The 23,806-nt window shown below is 57.1% G+C and carries 25 protein-coding genes and 1 tRNA gene; 16 read left to right on the top strand and 10 right to left on the bottom strand.

Annotated features, from left to right (window positions below):
• Positions 1–23: 23 nt before the first annotated feature.
• On the bottom strand, positions 24–509 hold the full coding sequence (locus tag N2603_RS20215; protein WP_260390116.1) for an outer membrane protein assembly factor BamE: 486 nt from the start codon (positions 507–509) through the stop codon (positions 24–26).
• A gap of 98 nt (positions 510–607) precedes the next feature.
• Between N2603_RS20215 and N2603_RS20220 the strand changes: the two genes are divergently transcribed.
• The 7 genes from N2603_RS20220 (at position 608) to N2603_RS20250 (ending at position 5,323) form a co-directional block, all read left to right on the top strand.
• Positions 608–1,159 carry a ubiquinol-cytochrome C chaperone family protein gene (locus tag N2603_RS20220; RefSeq protein WP_260390117.1) on the top strand — a complete coding sequence of 184 codons (552 nt, stop codon included), beginning with the start codon at positions 608–610 and terminating at the stop codon, positions 1,157–1,159.
• Positions 1,156–1,725 carry a YceD family protein gene (locus N2603_RS20225; RefSeq protein WP_260390118.1) on the top strand — a complete coding sequence of 190 codons (570 nt, stop codon included), beginning with the start codon at positions 1,156–1,158 and terminating at the stop codon, positions 1,723–1,725. The genes N2603_RS20220 and N2603_RS20225 overlap by 4 nt, the downstream gene beginning before the upstream one ends.
• Positions 1,726–2,020: 295 nt before the next feature.
• The gene (gene plsX / locus N2603_RS20230; protein ID WP_018642473.1) at positions 2,021–3,082 is read left to right on the top strand and encodes a phosphate acyltransferase PlsX; all 1,062 of its coding nucleotides are present in this window, start codon (positions 2,021–2,023) and stop codon (positions 3,080–3,082) included.
• Positions 3,079–4,059 carry a beta-ketoacyl-ACP synthase III gene (locus tag N2603_RS20235; protein WP_260390120.1) on the top strand — a complete coding sequence of 327 codons (981 nt, stop codon included), beginning with the start codon at positions 3,079–3,081 and terminating at the stop codon, positions 4,057–4,059. The genes plsX and N2603_RS20235 overlap by 4 nt, the downstream gene beginning before the upstream one ends.
• A 134-nt stretch (positions 4,060–4,193) precedes the next feature.
• Positions 4,194–4,535: an integration host factor subunit alpha gene (locus tag N2603_RS20240; protein WP_026311906.1), complete on the top strand. Its 342-nt coding sequence runs from the start codon at positions 4,194–4,196 to the stop codon at positions 4,533–4,535.
• Between the two features lie 24 nt (positions 4,536–4,559).
• Positions 4,560–5,135: a MerR family transcriptional regulator gene (locus N2603_RS20245; RefSeq protein ID WP_260390121.1), complete on the top strand. Its 576-nt coding sequence runs from the start codon at positions 4,560–4,562 to the stop codon at positions 5,133–5,135.
• Between the two features lie 110 nt (positions 5,136–5,245).
• Positions 5,246–5,323: transfer RNA gene (locus N2603_RS20250), tRNA-Pro, on the top strand.
• 1 nt (position 5,324) lies between these two features.
• Here N2603_RS20250 and N2603_RS20255 read toward each other — a convergent pair.
• Positions 5,325–5,507, bottom strand: a complete 183-nt coding sequence (locus tag N2603_RS20255) for a hypothetical protein (protein WP_260390122.1) — start codon at positions 5,505–5,507, stop codon at positions 5,325–5,327.
• A 298-nt stretch (positions 5,508–5,805) separates the two neighbouring features.
• On the opposite strand from N2603_RS20255, the gene N2603_RS20260 reads away from it, so the two are divergent.
• The 5 genes from N2603_RS20260 (at position 5,806) to N2603_RS20280 (ending at position 12,906) form a co-directional block, all read left to right on the top strand.
• Positions 5,806–6,039: a hypothetical protein gene (locus N2603_RS20260; RefSeq protein WP_260390123.1), complete on the top strand. Its 234-nt coding sequence runs from the start codon at positions 5,806–5,808 to the stop codon at positions 6,037–6,039.
• A gap of 165 nt (positions 6,040–6,204) precedes the next feature.
• Positions 6,205–7,710 (top strand): AAA family ATPase, encoded by a 1,506-nt coding sequence (locus tag N2603_RS20265; protein WP_260390124.1) that lies wholly within the window; start codon positions 6,205–6,207, stop codon positions 7,708–7,710.
• 416 nt (positions 7,711–8,126) lie between these two features.
• Positions 8,127–8,366 (top strand): hypothetical protein, encoded by a 240-nt coding sequence (locus N2603_RS20270; protein ID WP_260390125.1) that lies wholly within the window; start codon positions 8,127–8,129, stop codon positions 8,364–8,366.
• Positions 8,367–9,056: 690 nt separating this feature from the next.
• The gene (locus N2603_RS20275) at positions 9,057–9,566 is read left to right on the top strand and encodes a DUF1353 domain-containing protein (RefSeq protein WP_260390126.1); all 510 of its coding nucleotides are present in this window, start codon (positions 9,057–9,059) and stop codon (positions 9,564–9,566) included.
• A complete protein-coding gene (locus tag N2603_RS20280; protein WP_260390127.1) occupies positions 9,547–12,906 on the top strand; it encodes a caspase family protein in 3,360 nt (1,119 codons plus the stop codon). Before N2603_RS20275 ends, N2603_RS20280 begins: the two co-directional genes overlap by 20 nt.
• 333 nt (positions 12,907–13,239) lie before the next feature.
• Here N2603_RS20280 and N2603_RS20285 read toward each other — a convergent pair whose 3' ends face one another.
• From N2603_RS20285 to N2603_RS20300, 4 genes are all read right to left on the bottom strand, one after another.
• Entirely contained in the window at positions 13,240–13,788 is a 549-nt protein-coding gene (locus N2603_RS20285; protein WP_260390128.1) for a hypothetical protein, read from the bottom strand.
• Positions 13,788–16,637 carry a TrlF family AAA-like ATPase gene (locus N2603_RS20290; RefSeq protein WP_341850488.1) on the bottom strand — a complete coding sequence of 950 codons (2,850 nt, stop codon included), beginning with the start codon at positions 16,635–16,637 and terminating at the stop codon, positions 13,788–13,790. The genes N2603_RS20285 and N2603_RS20290 overlap by 1 nt, the downstream gene beginning before the upstream one ends.
• Positions 16,638–16,771: 134 nt before the next feature.
• Positions 16,772–17,335: a hypothetical protein gene (locus N2603_RS20295; protein WP_260390130.1), complete on the bottom strand. Its 564-nt coding sequence runs from the start codon at positions 17,333–17,335 to the stop codon at positions 16,772–16,774.
• A 267-nt stretch (positions 17,336–17,602) separates the two neighbouring features.
• Positions 17,603–18,781 carry a restriction endonuclease gene (locus N2603_RS20300; protein ID WP_260390131.1) on the bottom strand — a complete coding sequence of 393 codons (1,179 nt, stop codon included), beginning with the start codon at positions 18,779–18,781 and terminating at the stop codon, positions 17,603–17,605.
• A gap of 182 nt (positions 18,782–18,963) precedes the next feature.
• Between N2603_RS20300 and N2603_RS20305 the strand changes: the two genes are divergently transcribed.
• Complete coding sequence (locus tag N2603_RS20305; RefSeq protein WP_260390132.1) at positions 18,964–19,125, top strand: hypothetical protein; 162 nt, start codon at positions 18,964–18,966, stop codon at positions 19,123–19,125.
• A 226-nt stretch (positions 19,126–19,351) separates the two neighbouring features.
• Here N2603_RS20305 and N2603_RS20310 read toward each other — a convergent pair whose 3' ends face one another.
• From N2603_RS20310 to N2603_RS20325, 4 genes are all read right to left on the bottom strand, one after another.
• A complete protein-coding gene (locus N2603_RS20310; protein ID WP_260390133.1) occupies positions 19,352–20,311 on the bottom strand; it encodes a hypothetical protein in 960 nt (319 codons plus the stop codon).
• Between the two features lie 46 nt (positions 20,312–20,357).
• A complete protein-coding gene (locus tag N2603_RS20315; protein ID WP_260390134.1) occupies positions 20,358–20,804 on the bottom strand; it encodes a thermonuclease family protein in 447 nt (148 codons plus the stop codon).
• 111 nt (positions 20,805–20,915) lie between these two features.
• Positions 20,916–21,809, bottom strand: coding sequence for a hypothetical protein (locus tag N2603_RS20320; protein WP_260390135.1), 894 nt, complete (start codon positions 21,807–21,809; stop codon positions 20,916–20,918).
• Between the two features lie 31 nt (positions 21,810–21,840).
• A complete protein-coding gene (locus N2603_RS20325; RefSeq protein ID WP_260390136.1) occupies positions 21,841–22,065 on the bottom strand; it encodes a hypothetical protein in 225 nt (74 codons plus the stop codon).
• Between the two features lie 185 nt (positions 22,066–22,250).
• Here N2603_RS20325 and N2603_RS20330 point away from each other — a divergent pair, with 185 nt between their 5' ends.
• Genes N2603_RS20330 through N2603_RS20340 form a run of 3 tightly spaced genes read left to right on the top strand, consistent with a single transcriptional unit; the run spans position 22,251 to position 23,793 of the window.
• Positions 22,251–22,499, top strand: a complete 249-nt coding sequence (locus tag N2603_RS20330) for a signal recognition particle (protein ID WP_260390137.1) — start codon at positions 22,251–22,253, stop codon at positions 22,497–22,499.
• Between the two features lie 14 nt (positions 22,500–22,513).
• On the top strand, positions 22,514–23,044 hold the full coding sequence (locus tag N2603_RS20335) for a thermonuclease family protein (protein ID WP_260390138.1): 531 nt from the start codon (positions 22,514–22,516) through the stop codon (positions 23,042–23,044).
• Positions 23,041–23,793: a hypothetical protein gene (locus tag N2603_RS20340; protein ID WP_260390139.1), complete on the top strand. Its 753-nt coding sequence runs from the start codon at positions 23,041–23,043 to the stop codon at positions 23,791–23,793. The genes N2603_RS20335 and N2603_RS20340 overlap by 4 nt, the downstream gene beginning before the upstream one ends.
• Positions 23,794–23,806: the final 13 nt, after the last annotated feature.

The following is a 23,806-nucleotide window of genomic DNA, read 5'->3' on the forward strand; positions in this document are numbered from 1 at the left end:
GCACGACGCCGCAGGCTGAAGGCTCAGTTAAAGCTGAGCAGCTTGAACAGCGGCGTGAGGTAGCTCATCTCCTGGCCCGACGTCGGCGTGGTGCGGCTGATGAAGTCGAAGATCTTGCCGTCCTGGAGGCCGTAATTCGCCAGCCGGCGCACGCGCCGGTTCTTGTCGAAATAGATCGCGATCACGCGCTGATCGACCACCTTCTGGTTCATGAAGGCGACCATCCGCTCCGAGCGCTGCGAGATGTAGTAGAACACCTCACCGTCGAGCGTCGCGACGGTGGAAGGCGTGCCCATGACAATCAGCACCTGGTCCTGGCTGGCGCCGATCGGAATCTGCTCCAGCGCGCCGGGCGGCAGGATGTAGCCCTTCTGGAATTGCTCGCCGGCGCAGCCCGCAAGCGCCACGCCGACCAAGGCGGCAGCGGCCGCCAGGCGCAAGCCGCGCCAGCGTGCATGAAGGCCGCGCCGCTTGTCCGCGCGCGGGCCGATCTGGTTCGTTTTCGTCATAGCGGAACTGATTCCGTCCCCTTGCGTCGCGCGAGGCGCTGAAGTACCGGGCGGGGGCTCTGAATGCAACACGCGCGCGCCCGCTTGCGGAAACCACAATGCTTTGGCCGTTCAATCACTTCAGGAAACCCCGGCTAACCCCGCCGGGCACCATTGAAGCCATCTATGGCATGATCGTGACGCAGGCGCGAGAACCCATGTTTTACCGCGACTTGGGTGTGCCGGATACGGTTAACGGGCGTTTCGACCTGTTGCTACTGCATCTGTGGCTGCTCTTGCGCCGCCTGCGTACGGTCCAGCGCGCCACGGAGCTGTCTCAGGCGCTGTTCGACCGCTTCTGCGAGGACATGGACGACAATCTGCGCGAGATGGGGGTCGGCGACCAGATCGTGCCGAAGCGGATGCGGGCCTTCGGCGAGGCATTCTACGGCCGCGTCCAGGCGTACGACCAGGCCATGGAGGGCGACGGTGAGGCGCTGGCGGCGGCGATCTGCAAGAATATCTTGAATGGGACCGGCATGGACCAAGCCCGGCAGCTCGCGGCCTATGCCAGAGCGGCCGAGGCCGATCTCGGCCGGACCGACGAGGCCGCACTGCTTGGTGCGTCCTTCAAATTTCCCCCGGCGTTCAGGGAGGATGTCACGCCATGAGCCGACCCAACACCACATCCTCGCCCGATCCCTGGCGGGCGCCTGTCATCGTCGCGCAGATCCCCGACACCGGGCTGCATCGCGAGCTCGAGGCATCGGCGGCCGAGCGGCAGGCAATGGCGGAGCTCGCAGGTCTCCGGGAGATCCTGTCCGCTCACGCCAGCTTCGAGGTCGTGCCGAAGAGCGGTGGCCGGATCCAGGTCACGGGGCAGGTCCGCGCCCGGGTCGGCCAGACCTGCGTGGTCACGCTCGACCCGATCGAGAGCGAGATCGACGAGGAGGTGGACCTGGTGTTCGCCCCCGAGGCCGAGGCGCGGCGCCTCGCCGACCTGATCGAGGAGGGGCAGGACGATGAGGAGCCGCCGGAGGTCGCCGACCCGCCGGAGCCGATCATCAATGGCATCATCGACCTCGGTCGCATCGCCACCGATGCCCTGTTCCTGGCGATCGATCCCTATCCGCGCAAGGAGGGGGTCGTATTCGAGCCGGAGGTCACCGCCCGTGACCCGGAGGACCATCCGTTCGCGGCGCTGAAGGCGCTTCAGGACAACAAAAAGAACCAGTAGAGGCCGATTCCCCGTAAGACCGCTGGCTCCGGCACAGGATGCGTCTGCGGCGGTGGTTTGAGAGTCAGATTTATCTATCTGATTTCTATGCGTTTCCGGCCAACTCTCCGGTTCGTGGCCGGATCGCCCTGAATGCAAAAGGCTGGGGGCAAGAGGTTGTTTCGGGATAACAAAACGCTATTGTCGCGCCCCGGTCCGGGTGCGGCGTGGCGCTTGGCCGGTCGCCATATCATGGCGAACCCATTTGCGGCCCCGCTTGTTCAAGACCGCACCAGACCAGGTTTCCAGGACGTTCATGCCTAGCAAGGTTCGTATTGCGCTTGACGCCATGGGGGGCGACGACGGCGCCGCCGTGGTCATTCCGGGCGCGGCCATCTCGCTTGGCAGGCATCGCGACACCGAGTTCCTGCTGGTCGGTGACCAGGCGAAGATCGAGCCCGAGCTCGAGAAACATCCTCAGCTCAGGGCCGCCTCGAAGATCGTCCATACCGACGTCGCCGTCAGCATGCACGACAAACCGAGCCAGGCGCTGCGCCGCGGCCGCAGGACCTCCTCGATGTGGCTTGCCATCGACGCGGTGAAGAAGGGCGAGGCCGATGTTGCGGTCTCCGCCGGCAATACCGGCGCGCTGATGGCGATGTCGCGCTTCCATCTGCGCACGCTGCCCGGCATCGACCGCCCGGCCATCTCCGCGATATGGCCGACCAAGCGCGGCCAGTCCGTCGTGCTCGATCTCGGCGCCACCCTCGGCGGCGATGCCCACCATCTGGTGTCGCTGGCCGTCATGGGCGCGGCGATGGCGAGCGTGCTGTTCAACAAGAAGCGGCCCACGGTTGGCCTCCTCAATATCGGGGCCGAGGAGATCAAGGGGCACGAGGAGATTCGCGAGGCCAGCGAGATCCTGCGTGCGCGGAACCTGCCGGAGCTCGATTATATCGGCTTCGTCGAGGGCGACGGCATCGGCAAGGGGCTGGCCGATGTGATCGTCACCGAGGGTTTCAGCGGCAACATCGCGCTCAAGACCGCCGAGGGAACCGCCCGGCAGATGGCGGAACTGCTTCGCAACGAATTGCAGCGGAGCTGGTTGTCCAAGCTGGGCTATCTCTTCGCCCGCAATGCGTTCCAGGCCCTCCGCGACAAGATGGACCCCAACAAGTCCAATGGCGGGGTGTTCCTGGGTTTGAAAGGCGTCGTGGTCAAGAGCCATGGCGGAATCAACGCCGAAGGCTTTGCCTACGCGATCGATGTTGGCTATGACATGGTCAAATTCGATCTCCTGAACAAGATCAATCAGATGCTCAACCGCGAGGGTGGTGCACTCAGTTCCGTGCAGCCCGCGCCGGAGGATGTTTCGTGACTCAGATTCGTTCGGTCGTGCTCGGCTGCGGCTCTTACCTGCCGGAGCAGGTGGTGACCAACGCCCAATTGGCGGCGCGTATCGACACCTCCGACGAGTGGATTGTCCAGCGCACCGGCATTCGCGAGCGGCACATCGCGGCGGAGGGCGAGTTCACCTCGCACCTCGCCATCAAGGCGGCGCAGGCCGCGCTCACCGACGCCGGCGTGGACGCGCAGTCGATCGAGCTGATCGTGCTGGCGACCTCGACGCCGGACAACACCTTCCCTGCAACGGCGGTCGCCGTGCAGCACGGCCTCGGCATCAACCATGGCGCGGCCTTCGACCTTCAGGCGGTGTGCTCGGGCTTCGTGTTCGCGCTCGCGACCGCGGACAATTTCCTGCGCACCGGCGCCTACAAGCGCGCGCTGGTGATCGGCGCCGAGACCTTCTCGCGCATCCTCGACTGGAACGACCGCGGCACCTGCGTGCTGTTCGGCGACGGCGCCGGCGCTGTCGTGCTGGAGGCGCAGGAGCAGCCGGGCAATGCCGCGACCGACCGCGGCATCGTCACCACTCATTTGCGCTCCGATGGCCGCCACAAGGCAAAGCTGTTCGTCGACGGCGGACCGTCCTCGACCCAGACCGTCGGGCACTTACGCATGGAAGGCCGCGAGGTCTTCAAGCATGCCGTCGGCATGATCACCGACGTGATCGTCGACGCCTTCCAGGCGACCGGGCTCAATGCCGACAGCATCAACTGGTTCGTGCCGCACCAGGCCAACAAGCGAATCATCGACGCCTCCGCCCACAAGCTGCATATCGCGCCGGAGAAGGTGGTGCTGACGGTGGACCGGCACGGCAACACCTCGGCCGCCTCGATTCCGCTGGCGCTGGCGGTGGCGCGCAAGGACGGCCGCATCAAGAAGGGCGACCTGGTCCTCCTGGAAGCGATGGGCGGCGGCTTTACCTGGGGTTCAGCGCTGGTGCGCTGGTAGCGCCACAGTTGATAAAATTTTGCCCGAATCTGCGCGGATTATCGATGCGTCTGCATTGATGAGCGCTGTTGACCGCCGTATCGTAACCTCATAATTTCAGACAACAATTGTTCGCCGTGATGTGGGGCAGGGCGATGACCGATCAAAGTAAAACCGTAACGCGTGTCGATCTCTGCGAAGCCGTCTACCAGAAGGTGGGCCTGTCGCGGACGGAGTCGTCCGCGTTCGTGGAACTCGTGCTGAAGGAGATCACCGACTGCCTGGAGAAGGGCGAGACGGTGAAGCTGTCCTCGTTCGGTTCCTTCATGGTGCGCAAGAAGGGCCAGCGTATCGGCCGCAATCCGAAGACCGGCACCGAGGTGCCGATCTCGCCGCGCCGCGTCATGGTGTTCAAGCCGTCCGCGATCCTGAAGCAGCGGATCAATGCGCAGCACCGCACCAACGGCGACGGCAGCAAGGTTCAACCCGAGGCGTAACCGCCTTTCGGAAAGGATTGGCATTTGGACAAGGCGCCGGATGCGTTCCGAACCATCAGCGAAGTAGCGCAGGAGCTCGACATTCCGCAGCACGTGCTGCGGTTCTGGGAGACCCGCTTCTCCCAGATCAAGCCGATGAAGCGCAGCGGCGGCCGCCGCTATTACCGTCCCGACGACGTCGACCTGCTCAAGGGCATCCGCCGGCTGCTCTACGGGGAGGGCTACACCATCCGCGGGGTGCAGCGGATCCTCAAGGAGCACGGCGTCAAGTCGGTGCAGGGCCTCGCCGACGGCGCGGCCGCGGTCTCGTTCGGAGCCATCGAGGACGCCATCGGCGCGAGCCTGATGGAGCCGGACGACGAGGGCCCGATCAAGGGCATCGCCGATGCCGACGATGACGATTACCAGGGCGATGAGGAGGAAGGCATCGACTTCCGCTTCACCGAGGTCGACGACGAGGAAATCCTCACCACCTTCCGCAAGGGCGGCACGGCCGCGCCCGCCGGCCCCAGCGCGCTGGACCGGGAGCGCCTCGGGCGGGCACTCGCCGACCTCGTCGCCTGCCGGGAAATGCTGGATCAGGCGCTGAAGGACGGGTAGGGGCGGCCCGCCGGCTTTGCGGCCAGTTCCGGGGCTTTGGCTGGGGACACACCAAAATGGTGCGGCCTCGCCTTGCGCAAAGCAGCGATCCTAGCTAATGGAACGACGTTCGGAGCGTGGCGCAGCCCGGTTAGCGCACTAGTCTGGGAGACTAGGGGTCGGAGGTTCAAATCCTCTCGCTCCGACCAATCAAATCAAGGATTTGGCCGGAAGTCCTTCGCCTTCAAAATTCAGCTTGGGAAACACCGGGGAAACAACGGCGGTGGAAAGACCCTCGCGTTCGAAGATTTTTTCAAATTGCTTCGAAGAACTTGGTTGGGATTGGGCGTTGAGCAACTGATATCGCGATCGAAGGGCAAGCAGGGGCGTCATGCCCCATAAATTGCCAAGACGATGCAGTTTCGCGTAGAGACGACTTAAGCACCTTGAAAGCGCACCGCCTAAGCTTCGGAGGCAAGGCGGATGGTAGGAGCGGAATGTTCAGGCACAGGGACGTGTCTATCCGCCTCCAACACCGAAGAAAAACGGTGGGCCACCTGACGGGTGGTTTGCAGGTGAAGCCTGACAAGGGCCTGCGGTTTCGCGACACGTCCTTACTAGTCTAGGCCGACCCGCGGGGAGGTCTCCGAAAGCAACCCGTCAATCCTCCACCGCTTTCGGAGTCTCGGCTATGACTAACCGTGCGAACCGCGCGACGCGCGAAACCATCCCTCACGACTTTCCCCATCCGGCCCGCTTAGGCGGACGCGACCTGTTCATTGAAGTACTTGGCAACCCCTCCATCACATCTTTCAATCGTTGGCTGGCGGCCGGGAAAATTCCACTGCCTCGCAAACTCGGTCACCTGAATCGGTGGCTTGAAACCGAAATGGTCGCAGTGCGCGACGCGGGCTTCGAGCAATGACCCGCGTCCGTTTCGTAGCAAACCGAGTCTGAAGAACCATCAATAACCAAGGCGCGTGGTGCCGTGACAGCCCGTCAACGGCCGATCGCGCTTGCGCGCTCGCTAGTCAGCCGCAAATTCAAGCATTTTGCAATGTTTCCTGCTCGCAACATCACGAACACGAGCATGAAGCAAGAGATCAAGAGGATGCATCGAAGAATGATGACGCAGACGATCAGCGTTCCTACGAGAGGTAATGTCACGCTAGTTGGCGATCTATTGGAGGTGAACCCTCACCGGATTGCCCAGCTTGGGCGAAGGCGCGAGGTGCGTGCCGACGCCAATGGACACTATGACGTCCAAGAAGTTGCGCGCGTTGTTGGACGCCAAGTGACCGCGAAAGGAATCGAACGATACGCACGGCGTTTAGCCTTCAAAAAGAGGATCGCTTCCAATGAGAGTGGGCGGACGCCCGTTGATAAGGGCGTGCGGTGGTACAGTCGCGCTACGCACATTCCCCGCGATCTCGATATCAACGCGCTGCCGCCCCGCGCTTATTTGTACGGGACGTATTTGCAACGCGGGCAGGTGACGCTCCTATCGGCAAGCGGCGGCGTAGGCAAGTCGGCTTGGAGTCTGTCCGCCGGTATCGATCTCGCCTGCGGTGCCGATCATCTCGGTGCGGGCGCATTCAAAAAGCGCAAGGTGCTCGTCTACAACGGCGAGGACGATACCGAAGAGATGATGCGGCGTGCTGGGGCGTTTATGCTTCATCACGGCTTTAGCGCAGACATGCGTCTATCCGTCGAACAGAATCTTGCTGTCGTCAGCGGAGCGGACGGTCCGTTGCGTTTTGCGGATTACAAGGACGGAAAGGTCGTAATTCTCAAGGAAGCCGTGTCGTTGTTCAAAAAGATGGTGAGGGAGAGAGACATCGAGGTGGTTGTGCTCGATCCTCTCATTGGACTGCATACGATTCCCGAGAATGCCAACTCAGAGATGAATCATCTGATCGTCGAGATAAAAAACGTGGCAACTGAGTGTAACGTGGCTCTCCTCCTGGCGCATCACGACAAGAAGAACGTCAGCAACAAAAGTGTTGCAGACGCTTCGCAGGATGATGCGCGCGGTGCGGGTACGATCACCACGCCGACCCGCACTGTGTTGTCTCTCAAGAGGCTAAGCAAATCCGACTTGAAGCGCCTGCGAATTCCAGCCGAGGATGCATCGCGCGTCGTGGCAATTAGCAAGGGCGCCAAGAGCAATTACAGCCCGCGCGAAAACGGATCTCGATTGTTCTACATGCATAGCGTTCAAGCGCAGAATGGCGATGATGAGTTTGCAGCCGACAATACGGTTGCGCTTGGCGTCTACAGTTCAAACGCCGGTCCGCTGCTTAGCGACGAACAGTGCGACAGGGTACTCGATGCTATTCGCGACGGCGTGTTTCGATCAGACTCTCAGGCTAATCGTCCGGTCGTTGAACTGATCGCAGGTATTGCCGAGTTGTCGATCGATGCGGAAGTGAAAAAGCGCATCGCGGCGCTTCTCTCGGAATGGGAAGCCGCGGGATGGATCAAGCGAGAAAAGGGGCGTGTGGCTGGCGTACGCCGAGAGGTCCCGATCTACCGCGTCGGGCCGAACAGGCCCGCGCGAGAAGATGCTTTCGAAGCTGTCGAAGATGAAGACTAGAGCGAAGCTTACTTCTCAACCTAAGGCACCTACGCAAAAACTGTCACACCTCGTTTGGGGTGTACATCGCAAGGAGCGAAAGTGGCGCGTCGAAAACTCTGGAGGTGTGCAGACAGGTGTACGCTCGGTCTGCAGGGGGAGTCAGATTTCCCAATGAAATCAATGCCCCTCACTATCGTCGACTAGATCAGGTGTATCGTAGGTTGGACACAGTGACACCTGTACACCCCCGCGCCCCCTTTAAGGGGCGAGGGTGGTGTGAACGGCATGCAGTCTCTTGCTGATGTCGTAGCCAACAAAGGCATAGCCAAAGCGTGAGCGCGATCGGGTCGACCTTGATCTGCGCTCCGCCACCAAGAGTACCTGAAGTTTGAACTCACTGGCTTCGAATTGAGGCCAAAAAGGAAGATCTAAGTATGTCAATGAATACGAATGAATCGCCTGCTCATCTCGCCACAATCGCCGACGAACTTTCTCGTATCGCGGATTCCTGTCAGTCGTTTGCAGCAGACTTTGAAGTGTTCTTGCGTCGATTTGGGAGCCTCATCGGCACCAAGGAGTCTGCCATGAGCGACCGAAATGGCGATGTGACCTACAAGAAAGTCAGATTTATCCGCACTGGAGCCGGGAAAAATATGTTCAGCGAGGACATCTGACTGTTGGATTGAGCGGGCGGGGTCTTCTGGCTGGTGCTCCGTCATGGCCCTCGGTAGGCAAACCGAAGGCTTTGGACGGTAGTTCCAGGTGGTGACATGCCCCCGGGGGTGCGGGTCCCTGCTAGGGGGACCCCACCTCTCGGGGGCATTCGCCGCCCCTGAAAACCCGAAATACTTTATTGGAAAACAGCACTCTTGATTGATCGCAGGGGCGCCTGTCGGTCCGGCAAGGCAAGCTCTTGATTGCTCATCCTACAAGGCCGGAAGATCGAACGGACTCTCTAATTGGCTCGACTCGGAAAGTACCTGGCTTAAGTGCGACGACCGAAGAAGTTGGCTCCCTTCGCCCTCAGCCAGGAACACCTTTTTTTGGGGCCCCAGGAATGGCGACCGCGAGCGCCCCTGTTTGAGTGTTCGGGGTGAAATCTCTTCCTGAATCGACGCCACCGAAAAACTGGGGCCGCCATTCACTTGACCCAGCAGCCCGGGGTTGACTCAACTCTAGCGGGATTGTGGAATAGATGTATTCGACGATATTGCGCATGCATTTCACAGGGTGAAATTATGAAGTTGTTCAGTCGCAGGCAATTCTACATTGGAGCGCCCACCGTTCTAGCGCTCGGACAAGCTGCAGTAACAAGCGCACTCGGAAAGAGCCGCAAGAGCGACATCGCGACAAGAAATGACTGGATGGACCAGGTTTTCCTGCGTGAAACGCGTCGAGGTAAGTTAGGTAGCCCTCCCGTATTTTCACGCTTCCGAGATCCTATTTATTTCCTTCTGCGCCCTATTTCCTGGACGCCGAATGAGGCTGAAGGGTCTCGACTTTTTTCGGTTGTTGCTCCGACAGGATTTGTAACGGATCTGGCGAGCATTCCCCCAGCATTTTTCTCGCTGCTTCGTCCGGATGGGACATACGCGTATGCCGCGATCCTTCACGACCATATGTACTGGCGGCAGGAACATTCCCGCGAGATTGCAGACGATACCTTGCTTGCAGCCATGAAGGATACTGGGGTCGATCCGGCAACGGCATGGACGATCCATTTGGCCGTTAGAGCCGCCGGAGGGCGCGCGTGGGACGAGAACAAGCGGTTGAAAGCGCAGGGCGAGAAGCGGGTTCTGAGCAAATACCCAACTGAGGTCATTACCACGTGGGCAGAGTGGAGGATGAAACCCGATGTATTCGCTCCGGAGTAGTTGGCGAGTTCTATTTTTCGGCGTTCTGCTGTTCCTCGGTCAAAGCATCTCCACCAGCCTCGGGGGGGCCTGTCAGCCGCCTCAACGGGGCTCTGAGCTGGTTCAATTGGAAGTGGACTCCAGCGTCAGAGAGCCAGTGTCGGTCGGTGAGACCGTAAAGTTGCGCTGGCGGCTCGGTCCGGGGTTCAATCGAGCGTGCAAATCACCGGCTTACCTCTTGCTGTCCACTTCGGATGCCGTCCGGTTGTCGGGAAGCGGCATCATCGCACTTCCCCCAGAAGCTGAGGCCCCGTTTGCAATTCGATTTTGGAAGGAACGGATGCGAGTGGTAATACCGCTCCACGCACGCCTCAAAGACGAAGGCGCTATTAGCATCAGTTTCTTCCGTCCAGGAAGGCACGAAATAAGTTGGGCCGCGGGCGAGCTCGTCGGTCCGTCTGAAAAGGTGACATCTGCGAGCGGAGCTGGTTCCTTCGAGCTGTTCGAAGAGGCTCGTATATTGAAGACGTTCGCAATCGTGCCGGGGCGACCAATTTTCTCGGTCAATGATCAGTTCTCAGCGCAGGCCCCGCAGAAAGTCGTCCGATCGGAGGCTTATGAGATTCAGGATTTCAAGGGCTTCTTTCGCGTACTAGATGCGGCCTCTCTCGAAACGCGTTTCCAGCTTGCCGGATCGCAGCCTGCTCTCTCTCCGACAGGCCGGTTTGTCTATTACTTTGGTTCCGCGCCCGATTCTGCCGCCCCCGACCTATCCAGATTCGAAGTGTTCGACTTAGTGGCAGGCCGGTCGGTCGTGGTAAACTCGAGAGAGGATGACGACAGTTACGGAGTCGGACATAACTCAGTCGTTTCTGTGAGATGGGGAATGCGAGACTCCATTCTCGTTGTCGGCTTTGGGAAAGGGGGCCGCGTAGGCGCGTTTCAGACTCTGATAGACAGGCCTGGCAAGTTTGCTGACTTGGGTGCGAACTGCTGTGATGCAATCGATCAAGGTTCTACAGTCTCTATCGACACAGAGAACGCTGAGATAATATTTTCGACAAAGTCGGGTAGCCAAAGGGTCGAGTCGCTTATTTATGAGAATGCCGAAATCGATGCGGTCGTCTCTCCTTCCGAGCTGCAACAATATAATACGCTGAAGGGCAAGTCTGAAGAGCCAGATAGTGAGGCGGCGCTCTATGACTTGATTGAAAAGTTAGAGCAGAGAAGGGCGGCTGCGGTGGGGAGCATGCGGCTATTCAAGGACCGATCTCCGAGGCGCGTGGATCTTCGGTCCACAAAAAAGTGGGATAAGGGGGGTGAAGCTAGGGCGGTGTATATTCCTTCCATAGCCCAGCTTGCGTCGTTGGGACGTGGGATTCGTACTCGAGACCAACTGGCCCAGCCGGAGCCGATGCAGCTCCAACGTAGAGCAGTCCTCCCGTTGAAAGACGATCCCTTTTTCGATCGTGCCGCACAATGGGGCTTATCTCTTGCTCAACCGTCCTTCAATCGTATCAAGTACGCCAGGCCCGCGAACTACGACAGAGATAAAGACGGTAGCAACTGGATCTCGAAGTTGTTCGTTGCGTCCGTACCAGACGCGAAACCGAAAGAGTCGAATGCACTCGTTGGATGTGCGGCCTGGATTACTGGAGAGCGAGAGCTTCCAGAAAACGATGTGAGCGCGATTGGTCTCGATGACGTATATCAAGCGTGGGTATGGCGCTCGAAGGAAATGGACACCTGGTTGTTGGCGAGGGAATGCTCAACGTCTCCTTCGGTGTCCGACCTTTTTGTGCACCTCGCCGTTGTAACTAAGAGGAAAGGGCAGCCGGCGAAGCTTCGGTGGTTGAACACGCGAAATTACAAAGAGAAGACTCTCGAAACGTTGTTGGGTCTCGACTTTGCGCCTTTACCGCTCCCGGAGGTGCTAGCGCAGATATATGAACAGCGGTTTCTTGTTCTTTCAATTGGAAACCGTGACGAACTCGTCGTCTATGACATTGAGCAGGACCGTATCGGGATGGCTGCGTCCGACGGTAATGGCAGAATACCTGCAACGCAGCTCTATTGGACACTAGACGGCCGCGCCCTCAAGTTGAACCAAGACGGTACACTGGGGGTATTCTCGCGGAGTACAGGACAGCTGCTCGTGCGAGGTCGGTTTATCGATGACGAGCTCCTTTTCTTTGATCAAAGCGGCTACTACTCAGGAACCTTCGAGGCGGCGCGATATGTGTACATGCGGTTTCCAGGTCTTCCGGTCGATTTTCCGCTCGAAAATCTAGGGGCCAAGCTTAATCAGCCTGCGTATATCGCAAGCCGTCTTGTCGACAAAGATCAGCCAAGAGGGGCGCTTGACCTAGTGGCTCCTCCAGACGTCCAATTGGAATTGAAAAGTATTGGCGATACCTCCCGACGGGTCTCGGTGACTGCAACTTCTACCGCTGGTTTGTCGCTGCTCCGCTTCTTCGTAAATGGCCAACCGGTCAATGAATTGTTGGTTGACGGCATTCAAGCAACGCGTGAGGTAAGGGTACCTGTTACATCGGCATCACGGTGGATAAGTGTTGTAGCGTTAGATCAGCAGGGTGCGCAAAGTCTTGTGGCCTCGGTTCCGATTTCCCAGAGTACTGAAGTCACAGCCAGTCGTCTTTATCTCATAGCGGCTGCTACTGATCAGTACCAAGACGACAGACTTCCAGCATTGAAGGCTGTTCGAGATGCGCGAGAGTTCGCGACAACATTCTCCAAGTCGAAGCTCTATAAAAAGGTTGAGCAGCTTTCCATCTTGGCGGACGACGATAATGTCGAGGCAAGTTTCAAGGAAAAACTGCACGCTATCGCCAAAGGAGCGACCGAAGCAGATACAGTTGTTGTATTCCTCGCGGGGCACGGGCTTACAGATACTGATGGAGGTCTCTACTTAGCAACAAAGAGAACGCGCGTGGATTCGTTATCGAGTACGGGGTGGAGTTGGAGTGCTGTGAGTGCGGCAGTCAAAGAAGTGAAGGCGCGTGTATTAGTCTTTCTGGATGTTTGTCATGGCGGAGCAAGTGCAGGTGCGAATGACTCCGCAACAACTGGGCTGTTATCGCAATCGAGATCAATCTTGATATTTTCGGCGTCTAAGGGACGGCAAGAGAGTTCGGAAACAAGCGGGGGAGGTCTGTTTACCACTGCATTGTTGGCAACACTGACAAATGACAGGGCTAGGTCAGATCGAAATGGTAACGGTGTTCTCGAACTTGATGAGATTTATAGGGAAGTAAAATCACGCGTCGTTCGAGCATCAGGGAATAAGCAGACGCCTTGGATCGCTCGTACGAATATGGTCGGACCTATTCCCGTTCACTAAACGCGGCAAATGATCATCCACTCCGCGATGTTCGCCTGCAATCTGCGTGCAGGGCGCGTGTTCTCTGTGCGAAATAAGCTTTAGCCGGAGGCCCTGGGTGGTCTTGATGATGCTGCCAGGTACTTGGTCTGGCTGTCCTTCTCGTAGGTTCCGGTAGTGGTGACCATGTCGATCTCCGCGGTCACCGGTAACTACACCAACTGAAGGAGCTTGGCATCATCGAGAAGTTCATCGAGCTGACTAGGCCGCAACTGTTTTGGCTGATGGGATACTAAGATGCGCCGTCTATTCCACCGCATGATGGACTGGGTTGTCGGGAGGATAACCACCGCACTAAATGGATGTAGTCGACTGTTTAGCGGCCAAGACAGCACGGTATTGCTCTAAGGCTGCCTTCTGTTCGGCCGTCTGAATATATTGGACGGTCCGAAAGTTGTTCATTTCCCAAAATTCCTTTTTGAGCGGCACCATCTTATTCCGGCGCGACCGCGTGGGCATGAACCCAACTTGGGTAAAGACAATCTCAGTGAGGGTGGCCGTCAACCCGGCAAAAAGGTCAGGAGCGGTTCGGGCGCATTTTACGCGTTCCCTGCCTAGATTGATTACGTCTTTGATGGCTTCATGCCAGTCAGCGTCAACCACCTTCACAGAATGCTTTATTGAGACCTCTATGGCGTCCAGGAGCTTCTTCATTGCTCTACGCCAGACGGCGAGGTCGGTGGTTTCCTTTAGCTCCATGTACATCGGGTGACCGAATAGAGCCTCCATAGTCGACTTGAGGGAGTAAAATTGGCTCATCTGATGCTTGAGGCCGATTTCCTCGACCGTGGGAGGTCTTGGCTTCCTAACCTTATCGTTGGGCCCGATGATTTTGACTTTCATCAATCTGCTATCGTTTCGAAGTTATATTTGCGGTTCCGGAGGTCGAAAGCGGCTTTGCCGCCTTCCATAATGTGGGTGATGACCTTGCGGATTTCGGGGGTCTCGATCGCTCCGTCAACATCGATCTGAATCCGTCCGTCCGTACCGGTATCGCCCGATTTTAGGGCAACCACTTTGTCGGCGTCGCCATTGACCACGATGTTCGGATTATGGGTCGTGAAAAGCAACTGACGTCGATCCTTCGACTTCCTGATGAGATTGACGATTTGCATGATGACCCGGTTGTCCAGGTCGTCCTCTGGCTGATCGATAATCAGAGTGCCCGCGGACTGGTTCAAGAGAAGTTCAAGGAGGGCTGAAGCCTGCTGTCCAGGGGACGCCTTCTCGAATTCAACTGTACGCCCTTGGTCGACGTAGTTCATGACGATGAAGTCGCGGGGCACCGCCGCAAAGATGTCAGAAAGCCGATCGTCGTCGAGATTTTGATAAACTCGATGGGTCTGTTGGTCCGTGAGGTTGGACTCTGAAAAAATCAAATCCTTGAGCTTCTTGGCGTGATCGTCGCTGGGTTCGGTAGGTGAGCCGGCCATTATTTTGGCCTTGAAGAGCGCCAGCAGGGAGCCGCGCACCGCGCTCCACGTCGGGTTCGCATCGTGTTTGGACAGTTCCTTTACCCAGTCTTCACACTTCGATTCGACGTCGTGAACTCGGGCGCTGGCCATGACCTTCATTAGGGCGTCGATATATTCTCGCGGTCGGGGATCTCGGCGATGGCTCGCCTTGAGCATTTTCCCTGACTGGCCTTCAACCTTCATCGCCGCTTTGGTCAGGACGCGGGTGCGCTCGGTCAAGAGGTTATCCAGCTCGGCACAGGAATCGGTGAAGTTCCTGGGTGCGTCTTTGTTCGCATCCTCCTGTTCACCAATCTCAAGCTCTTCAGCTTCAGCTTCCTTTAGCTCCGCAGTTAACTTGGCACTATCCTCTAACAGCTGCTTGTGCGCGGATTGAGCCTGAACAGCAGTATCTAATTGGAGTTTGAACGCGACCTCCCGGGTCGTGAACGCGGTGAGGGAGTCGATGTGCGCTTGCCCCAATATTTGCATGTCATCTAAGGCGGCTTGGATATGTTTAAGGACATTGTCGCGCGCCGTGGTGACGGCGGCATCAAGGGCTGCAATTTCAGGAAAGCCGTCGGCGCCTTGAAACGAGCCAATTTTGATATTCAGGAAATTGTCCCGAAGGGCGGTCAAGCGGTCTCGATCGGTATTTTGCGCCCGATTGATCTGGCCTTGGTAATTTTTAGCCCTGTCGTAGATTGCCTTCATAGCGATTACGTCAAGCGTCTCCCTACTGACGCCTTCCTTCTCCAGGCGAGCGGCGATTGCCCCAATCCGTCGCTTGAGGTCGGCGATACGAGTCTGAGCTCGCCGTCGTTCCAGCTGTATTTCCCAATAGGCAGTCTGCTTGCGCAGGGTTGTACCGATCTGCCGTTTGACTCTTTCGATCGAGGTGTCGATATCACGGCGCTTGTCCAATTGCTCCGCTGCGGCGATACCCGTGACCTGTTCGGCAGCGTTCGCGCTGTCGTTCATGGTGGTCGACAGGCCTTTTTGGGAGAAGGCGCGGGCAGGGAAGCGCTGTTGCGCGTCCTCAATCGAGAACTCCGTTTCGCTGTCGTCCTCGTTGGTGACTATGATGACATCGCGTTCTTTGGAGGTGCGCAACCAAGTTTCACGAACTCCCTCGCGCTCGATGATGACCTCGACGTAACCTTCTTCGCCCAAAGTATCGTCGATGAGCTGAGCGTCACGGTCGAAGCTGGTGTCGAAAACATCAACTTCCCGCCGGGGAAGATCCTTCAGCGTCCGCCCTAGCCCGAAGCGTAGGTATTCGAGAAGCGCACTTTTCCCTGAGCCGCGGCCTCCAATAATGACGTTAAAGCCATCGTTGAAAGACATGGTGAAAAGCTCTTCGCCGGTCAGGGTAGACAAGACCCTCAGTTCTACGATGCGTTCGGAGGGAATGACCGGGGTGGTGTGAGATATTCGGGCCTCGTCGGCCAATAGGGCTTGTCGGAGAGCCTCGATCGTTTCGTCGCCAAGCTTTATCCAGCATTCATGGGTGCCTAACCGGTCCCACGTCGGCATCTTGTTGTCGCCAGTGGCTATGATTGCGCGTCGGCGGTTGCCCCAGTCTGGGATTTTGCCATAGGCCTTGTCCTGCGTGCTCTGCTCAAGGTCCGCAAACGGTTTCTCAATGTACACGCCGTCACATTCGATGGACGCGAACCGGTCGTGGTGACCCTGCTCATTCAGGCTCTTGTGGGCCGAAGGGTCGCTGAAATGCGGTAGCATCACGCATACGTCGCGAAGAGCCTTGTCGCCCGTGACGTCATCGAACAGTTCCTTGATCGAGACACCGGCATTTACAGCTTTCGCGGCCTTTGGCTCGGTGACCGGGCCTTGCGTGACGCCCTTGAGCTTACCGAGAAAGTGCGTCCAGGTCGTAGCAGGGCAGGCAGGGTCGAACAGAACAAGACATTGAGTGTTGTCGTTGCAGGTGACCTCCACTCCCGGCATGACCAGTGTGAACTTGTCGCCGGCCGCCGCCTTCACGACGTAGGGCACAAACGTCATGTCGTGGTGATCCGTAATGGAAACCAACTCAAGACTACGGGTGCGACACTCCGCGATGAACAGGGTCGCCCAATCGTCCCGCGCTTTCTCGAATTCAGGGGGGCCGCCCGGCAGTGACGGCGGCTGGGTCCACCCTTGGTCCCTAGGCGAGTGGCATTGGAGGTCCGCCTTGCGCCATGTAGCGCCCGGGTGATGGCCCTTCTCGAATGGCATTAGTACCCCCGCGACCCATTGAATCAGCGTATCATCACAACCAAAAGTGGCCGTCAGAGTCAAACGAACCGTGGCGTGTTCGACTAAGGTTGCAGGTTCTTGCCACAAGCGGGCGGCTGTCCGCTCAATAGGCGTTAGGCGGGACGTTCAGCCGGATCAATATGAACTGGCAGGGGTAACAATTCAGGTAGGTTAGAAATGGCGATCATACCTTCTTCACGGGCGGCGTAGTGTATCTCCGACGCGATATAATTCGATAGCGTATGGCCGAACCAAAAATAGTCGTTCAACTCGTCGGCGACCCGTCGGATGTCTTCCGGCGTCGTCACAAAATTCCTGCGTTGTGCGTCGCGCGACACGGAAAAGATCGCGGTTTTGTTATCCCCAACCTCCGCCATGTTGGAGTGGATCAAGACATTCCTATTTTTGGTGAATATCTCCATTGCCTTCAGATAGCGGGTAATTGCCGCGGCAACGTCATCGGGCCACTCTCGGCGGGCCATCGCTGATCTTATAAGTTTTACGCGCTCGCCGGGGACGAGCTTCGCGGCTTTGACGGTTGCGTCTTGCTCGCCAATGTTAGCCACGGCCGCAAGCATCCAATTGTTCGTCATTTCAAAGCGGGCGAAATTTATGCTGACCACGCCAAGGGCATGAACGCTATCAGGAGGAGCGACGAGATAGGTAGGCCAGCCCATGATTCTCAACTTTCAAAGGCTGGATTATACTCCAGGTTGATATGCCGATACAGACATCTCGACGGGGTCGGGATAGGAAGAGCCGAAGTCAGTAGGGCGGCCTCGAACGAAGCTCGAAGACCTTCACCCGGATTGGTGGGACATCATGCAGGCCCTATACAATTGGGGTGAATCGCATTCTGAGGTCAGGATGGTTAGCCATCCTCCAATGCGAGCGATGAGGACGACTTATCCGGCAATCGGCGGCGTCGAAACCGGGTCGGTTGGTCAATCAGCGGTCGTCAACGCGAATTCCGTACGCAGAAGAGAGGTCACCAATTCTGGCGTGTTGAAGCCGTTATTGACGAGAATATTGGTGATGTCCTTCCCACTAAGAAAGATAATTGGATGTCGGTCTTCGCGTACCTCTTCATAGGCTTGGCGCGCGATCATCGAGGTTGTCACCAAAACTCCGAATTGGCGATGGCGAATTCTGGAGATCAGACGTGAAGCTTCTCGAACTCCAACGGTGTTCGGCGATGCGTCGTCGAAGCCTGGTTGGTAGCATTTCGCTTCGAGGGAAAATTCTGCGTAAACGGGGTCGTCCGAAAGGCCGAGGAGGTAGCGGCCGATGGCGTCGCGACCTCCGTCAACGCTGCCTCGTGTGATCGTGTCGACGATCACTCGCGTATCGTGCATCTGAAAAATCCTTGCCGCGAAAGCCTCGAAAGCAATCGGGGCCTGCTCGAAGTATTCGAAGACCACTCGCAAGATTGCCATTTTAGTCGGAGTATCGGGGCGCTGCTCGTCGATACTTCTAATGATCGTGGTGTTCTCCGAAGATAGCGCCCTTGCGCGACCAGATCTCAACCAGTTCAGCCATACAGCAGGGGCGGAGCCGGTTGCGTCTACAACAGATTGGGTCGCTAATTCCTTCAACCAACCACGTGTGACCACTGGAGCATCTAGCACGGTAAAGATCGCGCGGTAATTCTGAAACCGTTGTCCTTGGGTTGTTTTCCAAACGGCGACGAGATCGGATGTCGCAGGCAACCCGAGAAATCCTGGGACTGCCAATCCTTTGAACTGTACAGATCGGCTGCTTGCTGGCGTCGGATACCATTTGAAAATGAAGAATGGGGGTATGAGTGCTCGCATCGTCGGTGTGGCATGCAGCAGCTCGAAAGTACGTCGCAGAATTTCATTTCCCCTGCGCGGGGTCTCGTGCAGTTGATGCCCTGGCGTTCTGTTGTCGCCAAAGTAGGTGAACTGACCGGTGCTCAGGTCTAAGGTGTCTGGCCAATCATTTTCCTCGCCGCTCGTGTATAGAACAACATACTTCTTGTCTGAGCCGCGTCCAGCAGCGCGAAATCCACCCTGGTTTCCGACGCCCTCCAGTATCTTAGAGATTGGATCGTCAGCCGCGTTGCCTTGCTTGCCGCCTTCATAGACGGCGTCAATGATCAAATCGGATGACGCCAGGAGGTCGAAGGGGATTATTCGCAAAACTTGTCCATGGGTCGAAGCAGCTTCTAAATTCGAGCCTTTTTAAGCTTGGCTGCGATCTCTCGCGCGGTCAAGCAGACATGTCTTGCATCCAGTCACGCTTGAACTATTCGACCTAGAAGGTCGCATGTATAGAAAGCCGGATGGTCCTTTTTGTGCTGATGGTGGCGGGACCACTGCTGGGCGATCCTGTAATCGAACAGTCTTACAGCCTATCTGGCGTGTTTGAGTGGTTGCAGGAGTGCGCGTGGCAAATCGAGCGGGCGGTGATCGTCAACGAGTCGAAGCATTGCCGCGCAACCTGACAAGGCTTATGGAGCGAGTCGTCACCCGCCATGTATGGGGCTGGCCTGAGCGGGGAGAAAATGCAGGCAAAGCTTGCCTCCGCGCTCGACGAAGGCCGCCATCTCGCTAGTGTTCGAAGCGGGAAAGGTGGAAGCCTGGACATCGAGTTCAGCCCCGAGCTAGGCGACGTTGGGCGCGCGCCTTTACCGAGGTAACCAGAAACGCCTCGAAATATCAGGGAAGATGCTAGTCACGATAAGCTTCGAATTCGGGGGCATTCTCCGCGATCACTACATTTCCGGCCGGAGCTGTGGTTGACGGAAATAACCACTTCACGTCTCGGTTAGCTCCTGTGATGGTTAAAGCCAAATCAAATAGCAGAATGCCGTTAGCGCCCGGTGGAAACGCCGCCTCGGCGCTTTGCCTGATGGCGTCGAAATCGACGTCGCCTTCAACGCAGCCGTTTGCGTTCAGTCGACCGAGTAGTGTGCCAGCAATTGATACCACTCTAAATGTCCGCGCGGTAAGCCCTGCCACTTTGTGAACTGCATGCAAAATGCATAAATCGTTCTCCACGATGTAGGCGGCAACACCTTCAATTTTGGCATCACTCACAAGCGCATCGGCGATCAGGCACATGGCGCGGATGTATGAGCCTTGCTCCGCATCGGACAAATTCGAATTTTGTCCGCCCGTTGCTATTGTGAGTGTGCTGCCTGTTACGCAAAAACTATTCTTATGGATGATCTTGTTTCGGAACGGCGTCAAAGCTCTATAGAGCTCCCAAAACGCACCGGACAAAGCGCTTCGGTTCGCAAATGCCAAGGGTTCTACGAAGCGACCTGCCGCCATTAGCTCATCGTATTTCCTGATCTTATCTTGAAAGCTGCCTGGCCTTGACGCGTTGGCACGTAAAATCCACTCAACGATCATGTCTTGGAGCTTGAAGGCGGCCGCAAATGCCAATGGCCTGAGACGCGACAACGCCGATTGGACCGCGCCCGCGCTTATCGAAATAGCAGACGTCATTCGTGCCTCTCTCGGATAGAGGCCTTGTGCATTTTTACCAGCTGAAAGGTCCAGCTGGAGTGACTGCGAAGTCGTTTCGGTTTGGTGGAAGAGAGCTGCTCTAATGAACTCCAACGCGTCGCGTTCATACGCGATCAGCGCGGCAAGGTCAGTGCCGTTTCCTGCGAACGTAGCCATGGTCTCCTTGGTCCCCCGATCTGGCTTTCGAATTCAGCTCGCTGAATTACTCCCGTTTGCCCGCGCAGGCTTTCCCACCAGTGAGGCTCTGGTAGTGCCCACCGGAGAACTTCTGCCAGTCGCAAGCATTGCCATTGCGGACCAACTCGACAGCGATGTCCTGACCGTCAACGAAGCATTGGGCGACAATCCGATCTCTATTTGTAGATCTAGAGCGGTGATCGCAGACAGTTCCAGGCGGCTGGCCAACCTGGATGCAACGCACCGTCTTACCGTGCACCAACGCGGATAGTGCGGCCCACGCTTCACGTGAGCCGGGTCGTCCGCCCTCCGGAGCATCGATTCCGCAAATCCTTATCTTCACCATGTGGTCCGGCATCGCGAGGTCGAAGGTGTCGCCATCGGTAACGTTCGCGCCTTGACCGACCATCTCTGCGAATGCGGGGGGTGCGACGAACGTCACAAGGATCAGTACGGAAGCTGCCAATTTCAAGGTGTTAACCCCCAATAGTTGCTCGCTAAAGCTGCTGGAATCTAACTTGAATGCTTAGCCTTAAGCGGGCCGTCGCCGATCACAGCCCCAATCCGGGCCGTTAGAAGTTTTCTAAGTGTCTCTGGCGTGTCCCATACGATGTGGTTGTACTGCCGTGTCGAAGTGAACGTCACCAAGGGAGTCTTTGGCAACGGTCCAAATAACCGGAATGCCCAACCCGCCCGCAAAGCCTGCTTCATAATACACTCCACCGCGCACCTTTTCTTTTTCGCAAGTGAAGTCTGCCACCACGAACTTCGAGCGTCTGATCTCTGCGATTATCTCATCGTCAATCTTGTTGTTGTGCTCTTTCTGATCGATGCGTACAGCTCGGTAACCGCAATCCTTAATGGCGGGTTCGATACCCTCGATGTATGCAGCTTGCACCGCATCATTAAACCACATGGCAACGAACGCTTGGGTCGTGCTCGACAGACGCGTGACAAGATCGTCAATTTTCAGCCATCCCTGCGCCGTGGGGGTAAACTCATAGAGCCCCAAGACTTCCGTCGTATCAGTCAGCAGATGCATTTGCTCCATCATCTGAAGAAATGCGACCAGTTCCCCCAGCGTCAGAGACTCCGTTACTGCCATCAACCGATTTTCATCCGGACCGCTGCGAGCACCATTCGCGGAGAGAGTGATCGTCTGACCAACTCTAACATTCTGGTTGAAGTGCAAGAGCGCGCGTTCGATCCGCTCGGTGGTTGTTAGAGGTTGAAACGTTTTGGTCGAGCTGATGGTGTCACTAGTTATTGCTGGGCATTCAACGCCCGCGCGGCGCTGATCGCAGAGCCACGTGGTCAGCAGCGCTCTTCCTTTTACGTCAAGTTGGCCCAACATGCTCGATGCGGTGCCGGTGATTTTGTACTTGCCGCCTGCGCGTGGCGAATCAAGGTAGACAGAGGCTCCATCGGAGTCCCTCGGCATGGTGGCCTGTGTGTCCCAAATATAGCATTCCGTCATTAGCTACCTCTAAGCACCGCGCCCTAAAGCGCTAGCCAGAATAGGTGTTGAATCGTCCGTGCTTCACGCCGCGAATGTATCCGCGCGACACGCGCTCTTCCATCTCGCGCTCTAGGAACTCGTTCGCAATCAACAGCGCCTTCACAGCTTCGCGCGCGTCACCACCGCAAGCTGCGATTGCCTGATCGGCGGCTGCCTCTAAGGCTGCCGTATCCGACAAAGGGTTATTGGCCGACTTGGACTGCGGGATGCTCATGTTGACTCGCTGCGATGTTCCCACTATGTTCTTCGCAAGTCAAGGTAGCGTTTCCAGTTGTCACTCCGCTGAGGGGGGAGAGGAGAGCGGTGCGAGTAGCAGTTGTTCTAGTCTCAACGGCGCTTGGGTTTGTATTGGACGTGCTTGCATCATGCACGCCCGCGGCGGCTGGTTCTATGGAGGCCATGAATCTCGCAAACGAGCTAGGAAGCATTCTCGCCTCGGAGAAGGTTTGCGGGCTCACATATGACCAAGCGGCGATTGCGGCGTTTGTCGAACAGCGGGTGCCTGCCAACGACATGAGCTTTCCTTCCACTCTAAATATGATGGTGACAGGCAACGCGGTGCAAATAGAAGGCTTGTCGCCTTCCGCCAAAACCGCGCACTGCACCCAGGTTAGGCGCGTCGCCAAGTCCTACGGATTCGCTAAGTGAGGAGCAGCGGCTAGATGCGAACGCTGGCTGCGTTGCTTTCGCTAGCCGCTGCGACCGCCGTCTTGGCTGCCGATCTGGTCGGACGAGCGAGCGTGATTGATGGCGATACCCTGGAAATTCACGGCACGCGCATTCGCTTATGGGGTATCGATGCATCTGAAAGCTCGCAGCTCTGCCGGGGTGACGACAGCTTGCCATATCGTTGCGGAGTGAAGGCGGCAAATGAGCTGGACAGGTTTATAGCAGGACGGCCGGTTCAGTGTGAGCCCGTGAGTCGTGACGTTTATGGGCGTACAGTCGCCAAGTGCTCAGTGAACGAAAGTGATATGGGCGAATGGCTTGTTCGGCAAGGGCTCGCGCTCGATTGGCCTAGGTACTCGAAAATGAAATATGCCGAAGCGCAGCACGAAGCCAAACAGGCTCGACGCGGCATGTGGTCGGGGAGCTACGTCGCGCCCTGGCTGTATCGATCTTGTGTCAAGAAGAGCGGGCGGCCGGGCAACTGTTCGGATGAGCCGCAGTACGGTAGCGGGGAAGCGCATTGAGCTATTTGAAGCCAGACCAAATAGAGAAGCTCAGGGAAGCGCTCGACGATATTGAACCAAGATACAACCGCCTGCTTCTGACTTTCAGGCAGCGTCGATTTAGCAGCGAGCAAGCCGCAGAGTATGCCCTTCACGGATACTTGCGGCGGCTTGGTACGTTGAAGCGGTGCATCGACAACGTCTTCGCGCTGATCTCGCCTGACGAGAGTGAAATACCCGAGCGAAATGTGCTTCACGATGCGCAGATCAATATTCAAGCATTCTTCGCCAACGTTTACGGATGTGTCGATAATCTGGCATGGGTATGGGTGCACGAACGTGGCTTGACGAAAATCTCTCGCAACCGAGTGGGGCTGCGCGCGAAACACACTGAATTGCGTTCCACGCTCAGCGCCAACTTCCAAGCTTATCTTCAGAATCTCGATCCTTGGCTTGAGTATCTCATTGAGTATCGAGACGCTCTTGCCCATAGAATCCCGCTATACATACCGCCCGGAGGCGTTCCTACAAAAAATGTGGATGACTACAACGCCCTTTCTCAGCAGATAGTTCACGCGCTCTATGTTCAGAACGATGGTTTCGAATACGAGCGCTTGTCCGCTGAGCAGGAGAAGCTATTAGTCTTTCAGCCTTTAATCACCCATTCGGTTACGGAGACTACAGCTCATTTTGCATTTCACGTTCAAATGCCCACGGATTTCCTGACTGTCGAGGAAATGGGATATAAGATGCTCGATGAGTTGAGCTGAGGAGCATGACGCG

The organism is Bradyrhizobium huanghuaihaiense (assembly GCF_025200885.1).
Lineage (GTDB): Bacteria > Pseudomonadota > Alphaproteobacteria > Rhizobiales > Xanthobacteraceae > Bradyrhizobium > Bradyrhizobium huanghuaihaiense.